Source organism: Clostridium sp. KLE 1755 (assembly GCF_000466465.2).
Lineage (GTDB): Bacteria > Bacillota > Clostridia > Lachnospirales > Lachnospiraceae > Eisenbergiella > Eisenbergiella porci.
This window is the reverse complement of the sequence record NZ_KE992675.1, coordinates 1-6,935: the sequence shown is the minus strand read 5'-3', so window position 1 is coordinate 6,935 and position 6,935 is coordinate 1. Positions and strand designations below refer to the sequence as shown.

General features: G+C 47.9%; 6 protein-coding genes. All 6 read right to left on the bottom strand.

The genetic code is table 11. The annotated features are described in order from the left end of the window. Positions 1 to 412: 412 nt before the first annotated feature. Genes HMPREF1548_RS06825 through HMPREF1548_RS06800 form a run of 6 tightly spaced genes read right to left on the bottom strand, consistent with a single transcriptional unit; the run spans position 413 to position 6,752 of the window. Complete coding sequence (locus HMPREF1548_RS06825; protein WP_021635159.1) at positions 413 to 1,273, bottom strand: glycerophosphodiester phosphodiesterase; 861 nt, start codon at positions 1,271 to 1,273, stop codon at positions 413 to 415. Between the two features lie 20 nt (positions 1,274 to 1,293). Continuing rightward, the gene (locus tag HMPREF1548_RS06820; RefSeq protein WP_021635158.1) at positions 1,294 to 2,157 is read right to left on the bottom strand and encodes an ABC transporter permease; all 864 of its coding nucleotides are present in this window, start codon (positions 2,155 to 2,157) and stop codon (positions 1,294 to 1,296) included. 22 nt (positions 2,158 to 2,179) lie between these two features. Next, the gene (locus tag HMPREF1548_RS06815) at positions 2,180 to 3,097 is read right to left on the bottom strand and encodes an ABC transporter permease (protein WP_021635157.1); all 918 of its coding nucleotides are present in this window, start codon (positions 3,095 to 3,097) and stop codon (positions 2,180 to 2,182) included. After that, the gene (locus tag HMPREF1548_RS06810) at positions 3,094 to 4,077 is read right to left on the bottom strand and encodes an ABC transporter ATP-binding protein (protein WP_021635156.1); all 984 of its coding nucleotides are present in this window, start codon (positions 4,075 to 4,077) and stop codon (positions 3,094 to 3,096) included. The genes HMPREF1548_RS06815 and HMPREF1548_RS06810 overlap by 4 nt, the downstream gene beginning before the upstream one ends. After that, entirely contained in the window at positions 4,064 to 5,113 is a 1,050-nt protein-coding gene (locus tag HMPREF1548_RS06805) for an ABC transporter ATP-binding protein (protein ID WP_286137849.1), read from the bottom strand. The genes HMPREF1548_RS06810 and HMPREF1548_RS06805 overlap by 14 nt, the downstream gene beginning before the upstream one ends. Positions 5,114 to 5,132: 19 nt before the next feature. Next, positions 5,133 to 6,752 carry an ABC transporter substrate-binding protein gene (locus HMPREF1548_RS06800; protein WP_021635154.1) on the bottom strand — a complete coding sequence of 540 codons (1,620 nt, stop codon included), beginning with the start codon at positions 6,750 to 6,752 and terminating at the stop codon, positions 5,133 to 5,135. Between the last annotated feature and the right edge of the window lie 183 nt (positions 6,753 to 6,935).

The following is a 6,935-nucleotide window of genomic DNA, read 5'->3' as shown; positions in this document are numbered from 1 at the left end:
AATTTACCTATTGACAAAAGTCATTACATATCAGACCAGCAGGGGTTTGCCGATCTCCTTTTTGACTGCTATCGCCATATCCTCAGCAGCATGCGTAAAATTTTATCCGACGGCGACTTAACAGAGGCGGAAGCGCTGCTGACCCCCGAATAAGCAGAAAGGTTGAAAGCGACGCCGCACCAGCTGCAAGCATTATAACAATCCACGGTCTCAATAATTTTACCGTTTCTTGCTTTCACCTCAGCCGGCATCGCAGTAGCATATACAAAAAATGAGCGACTTTTTTGTGGAACACAACATTTCCAGAAAGCAAAAATTTACTCGGCGGCGTTTGCTAAACTTTCCGTATCGCTTACATTCGGAAACAAATAACCGGTCAGTAAAACATATAGGCAGCTTCTCCTGTGGATTTCTAAAAACGGTTTTTGGCAATTTTTAAATAGTGGTTAGTAAGTATGGTGTCTATCCCCATTTCAAAAAAGGTATCTGCCTCTTCCAGGTCATCACTCCAGAACAGGTTGCAGATCAAACCATGTGCGTGAGCTTTTTCAATCATCGCCTTTGTCAGGAACAGCTTGCAGAACTGCACTCTGCTGCACTGGTATTTAACGGCATTTTCCACGATACTGTAATTCATATGTCCCTCCAGGCAGCATCTTTTTATATCAGGGGCCACTTTGAGGGACGTCTGCAATACGTCCTTTTCTCCTGTTAAATATACCATGTCTGTGCAGTGATACTGATTTAACAAACTGACAATCTGTCTCAATATTTTTTCGTCATAAGGCTCACAGGGAGTCTCCTCCAGCTCCGTCAGCACCTCCTCCACAGGATCTGAAAGAGGCATAGGAAGCGGTCTGTTCTTCAGATAGACCTTACTCAGCTCGCGTCCTCTTTCCATCATGACAGCGTTTTCTATTACAGGTCTTCCCAGAGACTTGATATGGATATTCATGACCACTCTGCCGGCAAACTGCTGCAGTACCTCCTCAAACAGTGGCAGTCTCACGCCTGCGTATTCCTCACAAAATTTAACTCCGGCATCAAAGCCGCGTATCTCCTCACATGTCATATCGCAGATAGTTCCTGTTCCGTCAGTGGTGCGGTCAACGGCAGGATCATGACAGACAACCAGCTGTCCATCGGCTGTAGGCCACAAATCAAACTCTATCTCATCCGCTCCCAGTGCAACTGCCTCTGCAAAGGCAGGTAATGTGTTTTCCGGCGCCACCGCATTAAAACCGCGGTGTGCACAATATCTTTTTTCTTTCATCTCTATTTCCTCATTTTTCGTTATCTTGTTCCTCGTTTCAGCTTCGGATCCAGCTTGTCCCGCAGCCAGTCTCCAATCAGGGAAATCTGCAGAATTAACACTACAATCACGATACTCGGCGCCACTGCCAGCCACCAGTGGGTAAGCATATAGTCTCTTCCGCTGCTGACCATGATGCCCAGAGAGGTGCCCGGCGGCTGGATGCCCAGCCCGAGAAAGGACAGGGTGCTCTCCAGCAGGATAAAGCCGCTCAGCTCCATGGTAGACTGCACGATCAGCGGAGAAGCGATATTGACCAATATGTGCTCCCACACGATACGGAGGCCGCCTGCTCCCATAGCACGGCTGGCTTCGATAAATTTCGCATTTTTCAGCTGGAATATCTGGCTCCGCACAAGTCTGCAGAAGGATGACCAGCCAGTAAGTGCTATGACAAGGACGGTAGTCGCCGGTTTCGCACCCATAATGCAGGCAAAAATAATACCGATAAAAGTAGTCGGCACGGATAATCTGACATCTGTAAAGAAGGAGATCACTGCATCCACCTTGCCTCCGCATAAGCCTGCCGTTACTCCGAGGGCAGTCCCGATCGCAGTGGCAAACAGCATGCCGCTGAAGGAAATCAACACCGTCGTGCGTGTTGCATATAGAAGCCGGATGGCTACATCTCTCCCCAAATTGTCAGTTCCCAGAAGATATTCCGAACCATTCTTCAAAAAGACCGGCCGTTGAAGTCTGTGTCCCAGATCGTTTGCTGCCAGATCCACAGGAACTATCACCGGTGCCAGTACAGCCACCGTCAGAATCAGAGCCAGCGTGATCATCAAAAAAAGAATCCCCGGTGGTACGAGCCATTTCTTTTTAAAAATATTACTTTTTCTCATGTTTACAATTCTCCCATCTGCGTCAGCTTTCCCGAATGCGTGGGTCAAGCAGTCCATAGGACAGATCCACCAACAGATTGACAAACGTGACCGACACTGCTATGACCAGAACACCGAATACTACCACCGGAAAATCTCTCTGCTGTGCGCTGCTGACGAGCAGTGTGCCGATACCCGGCCAGGCAAAAACGGTTTCCACTACCACGGATCCTCCGATCAAGGCACTCAGCTGAGTACCCAGAATCGTAATGACCGGAATCAGGGCATTTCGCAGGCCGTGTTTGATAATAACCTTCCATTCTCTCATCCCCTTTGCACGGGCACAATCCAGATAATCCTGATTGATCACATCCAACAGCGAGCTTCTGGTAAGACGTGCCACGCTGGCTACCGGACCCACTGACAGAGCCGCCACCGGCAGGATAAAATACTGCACAGTACCGATCCCTCCGCTCGGCAGCATGCGGAGCATCAGGGAAAATACAAATATCAACAGGATTCCCAAAATAAAATTGGGCACTGTGCTGCCGACAATAGCAGTACTCATGATGGTGCGGTCCAAAAGAGAATTATGCTTAGCCGCTGCCACCACTCCCAACGGAATGCCCAGAATAACCGTTAAAACCATTACAATACTGCCTAGAGATAGTGTGGGACCGATTCGTTCAGCAAACAGAGAAGAAACGGATCGGGCATAATAATAGCTTGTGCCGGTATCTCCCGTGAAAAGTCCCACAAAGGATTTCACATACTGCTGCCACAGTGGGAGATCCAGTCCCAGATTGTCGCGCAGAATTTCCTTAGCCGAGTCACTGGCTCCTGCCAGCGTCAGCCATTCTATAGGATCTCCCGTCACTCGTGTCAGGAAAAATACAAGCGTGTACACCGCCCATATGGTAAAAACTGCCTTTAATATCCTCATTGAAACATATCTCTTCATCGAACACCCTCCTTAGAATAGAGATGGCATGCCACATAATGCTCTTCTCCTATCTGTGCAAAATCCGGCTTCTCAGACCTGCAGCATTCTCCGGCTTCTTTACATCTTGTGCAGAAAGGACAGCCCCTGGGTGCACAGATGGGACTGGGAATTTCCCCCTCCAGTATCCGGCATTGGTCTTTCCTTTCTGGATTCGGCACAGGCACTGCATCCATCAGTGCTTTCGTATAAGGATGTGCCGGGCTTTGAAACAACTGCTTTTTGTCCGCAAGCTCCATTGCCTGTCCCAGATACATCACCAGTATACGGTCGCTGACATGCCTTATGACGCTCATGTCATGTGATACAAACAGATAGGTAAATCCGTTTTTCTTCTGCAGGCTCTTAAACAGATTCAGTATCTGCGCCTGAATCGATACATCCAGAGCGGAAACCGGCTCATCGCACAAAAGCAGTTTGGGATTGGTCACCAATGCTCTTGCAATACCGATTCTCTGTCTCTGTCCGCCTGAAAATTCGTGAGGATATTTTCTCAATACTTCTTCACCCATACCCACCTGTTCCAAAACGGGCATAATTGTCTCACGTTTTTCCTGTTTGCTCATATGCGTATGAATTCGAAGAGGCTCTTCCAGAATACGCTGCACTGACATACGTGGATCCAGAGACGAGTAAGGATCCTGAAATACCATCTGTATGTTTTTTCTCATCTGAGAAGGCATTTTACTGCTGACCTTCCTTCCAAGGAATCGCACCTCTCCGTCAGAGGCATCCTCCAGGCCCATGATCAGACGGGACAGCGTCGTCTTCCCACAGCCTGATTCTCCGATGATACCCAATGTCTCCCCTTCATATATCTGAAAAGACACCTGATCGACAGCATGTACACGCCCCACCTCATGCTGGAATATCCATCCCTTTTTCACAACATAATCCTTTTGGAGCCTGTCCACCTCCAATATTATCTTATTCGTCTGCAAGAACTGCGTCCTCCTTTTGAAACTTCTGGACTTCCTGCCACCGAAAGCAGCGGCAGCCATGACCGTTTTCTCTGATAAGAGCCGGCTCTGCCGACAGACATTCCTTCTGTGCATATTGACAGCGGCTTACAAAACGGCAGCTTTCTACGGGCGGCTCCAGCACGGGAACCTGTCCGGGTATGGTGTAAAGCTCCTCTTTGTCCTCTTCAATGCTTGGAATTGCCGCCAAAAGTCCTTTTGTATAGGGATGTCTCGGAGCGGCGAAAATCTCCCGGCAGGAGCCTTCCTCCACGACCACGCCTCCATACATGACCATCATCCTGTCACAAACGGCAGCAACCACGCCCATATTATGAGTAATAAGAATGACTGCAATGCCTAATTTATCGCGCAGCTCCTTTATCAGAGCCAAAATCTGTGCCTGTATTGTGACATCCAAAGCTGTAGTAGGTTCATCGGCAATCAGGATATCAGGGCTGCAGGCCAGTGCAATAGCGATCATGATCCTTTGCTGCATGCCTCCTGACATTTCATGGGGATACTGATCGATTCTCACCTCAGGTGAAGGGATATTCACCTGGCTAAGCAGCTTCATGGCTTTCTCCCTTGCCTCTGCACGGCTCACAGCTTCATGGAGCAGGATCATTTCCACGATCTGGTCTCCCACTGTATATACCGGATCCAGTGCTGAGAGCGGATTCTGAAAAATCATAGCGATTTTTTTTCCCCGGTTCTTACAGAGCTCCTTCTCATTCATCTGAAAAATATCCCGTCCTTCAAAAACGGCCTGTCCGGCAATTCTTTTTGCACTGGAGGAATCTATCAGGCCCATCAGACTTCTTACCACCGTACTCTTGCCACATCCGGACTCTCCTACGATTCCCACGATCTCACCCGGATACAGCGTGAGATCCACTCCATCCACTGCCGGTACACCCCTTTGTCCTGCATCATAATAATGCTTTAATCCTTTTATTTCCAACAACGGAGTCTGGCTTACGCCGGACTCCATTGTTTTAGTGTTATTCTGCTTCAAAGACGCTACCTTGCCTTTCTTATTCTGTCACCTTCAGGTCATCTGCACGGAAAGGCATAATCTGGTTCTCGCAATAGGTCATATCCCATTCCAGACCATCCCTGATACCGTATAAATCCTCTGCCTGATACAGATAAGTTCCCGGGCAATAAGTATCAAATACCTCCATCAACGTGCGTGCCGCTTCTCTCTGCTCCTCCAGATCACTGCTGCTTATCAGAGTATTGCCGGCCTCCACAAACTCATCCGTAGGAATCCAGTTGCCTTTTTCCGGGTTTGCCGGTGAAGAGCCTGTTCCAAAGAGCAGCCACAAGGCACCCAAAGGATTGTCAAAACGGGATGCAGAAGACCATGCTCTGATATCAGCCTGCAAGCTGAACTTGTCCACATAAGCCACCTCAGCCTTGATGCCTACGTCTGCAAGCATACCTACAATGGCTTCTCCGGCCTGGTTGCCGTTGGTATAATAACCATCGTTCATCTCAATGGTAATCACTTCTTTTCCGTCATAACCGGATTCTGCTACCAGCTCTCTTGCTCTGTCCGGATCAAATTTAACGCCTTCATAATCTTCGATATACAGATCTCCATAGCTCTCAAACTGATGACCGTTGGGGACCTTTGCATAATCTGTCCAAAGGGTATCTACCAAAGTCTGACGGTCAATTGCCATGGTCACTGCCTGACGGAAGCTCTGGTTGGACATGATACTGCTCTGGTCCTTGGTGTTAAAGGTATAAATATGGATATTCTTGATAGAGGTTCCCACTACGTTCAGCCCTTTTGTATTCTGAATGGTCTCCGCTGCATCACCGGGCACATCATTGATAATATCTACCTCGCCCGTAATCAGCGCCGTCATTCTGGCAGAAGCTTCCGGATATCCGATAAACTCAATCTGACGGGCTGCGGGTGCATCACCCCAGAAGCCGTCATAACGCTCCAGCACATATTTTTCAGGAGAATACTGAGTCAATGCATAAGGACCTGTACCGACAGGCGCCGTTTGGAATGCCTCGTCACCGATTTCCGTCACATAGTCCTTCGGAACGATGCTCGCTCCCCAGATGGATCCCAGACGCTGCTCAAAGGCTGCATCTGCCCTCTTTAACTTAAACTGCGTAGTCAGATCGTCCACGATCTCCACGGAATCCAGTGTTTCATAAAGTACCGCGATGGTTCCATCGCCATATCCGCTCAAAATCCTGTCAAATGTAAACTTTACATCCTCAGATGTACAGGGTTCTCCGTTTTGGAAGGTCACATCCTTGCGAAGCTTTACATTCAAGGTCTTGTCGTCAACCCATTCCCAGCTCTCAGCCAGCTGGCCACAGATATTTCCTTCTTTATCCGTAAAAAGAAGAGTATCAAAAATATTATAAAACAGCTTAATACTTGCAATACCAATGGAACGATCCGGGTCAAGTTGGGTCGGCAATGCTGCTAGACCTACTTTTAAAACATCCAGCTCCTTTGCACTGTCTGTCTGTTCACTGCTGCTGACGTTTGCTGCTGAAACTGCTGTCGTACTCTCTTTGCTGACATTCCCGGAATCCTTCCCTCCAGTACTTCCACATCCGGTCAATGCTGCTGCCAATACCAATACTCCGGTCAGCAAACGGATTTTTTTCTTCATCATGCGTTTCTCCTCTGATTTTCTGTCGTTTTTTATAAGTTTGTTTGTGCACAGTTCTTTTTCAGAACGTGTTCCATATTATAATAATTTTCATACACAAACTATCCCGTTTCAGTAAAATAAATGTAAAAAAACGTAACAGACAATATGTAATGACAGCTCTGAAAGGCGAAAATTTCTCGCACA

Bases quoted from the DNA above. Each gene is read 5' to 3' on its own strand.
- HMPREF1548_RS06825 (WP_021635159.1), bottom strand. From the start codon at position 1,273: ATGAAAGAAAAAAGATATTGTGCACACCGCGGTTTTAATGCGGTGGCG.
- HMPREF1548_RS06820 (WP_021635158.1), bottom strand. From the start codon at position 2,157: ATGAGAAAAAGTAATATTTTTAAAAAGAAATGGCTCGTACCACCGGGG.
- HMPREF1548_RS06815 (WP_021635157.1), bottom strand. From the start codon at position 3,097: ATGAAGAGATATGTTTCAATGAGGATATTAAAGGCAGTTTTTACCATA.
- HMPREF1548_RS06800 (WP_021635154.1), bottom strand. From the start codon at position 6,752: ATGATGAAGAAAAAAATCCGTTTGCTGACCGGAGTATTGGTATTGGCA.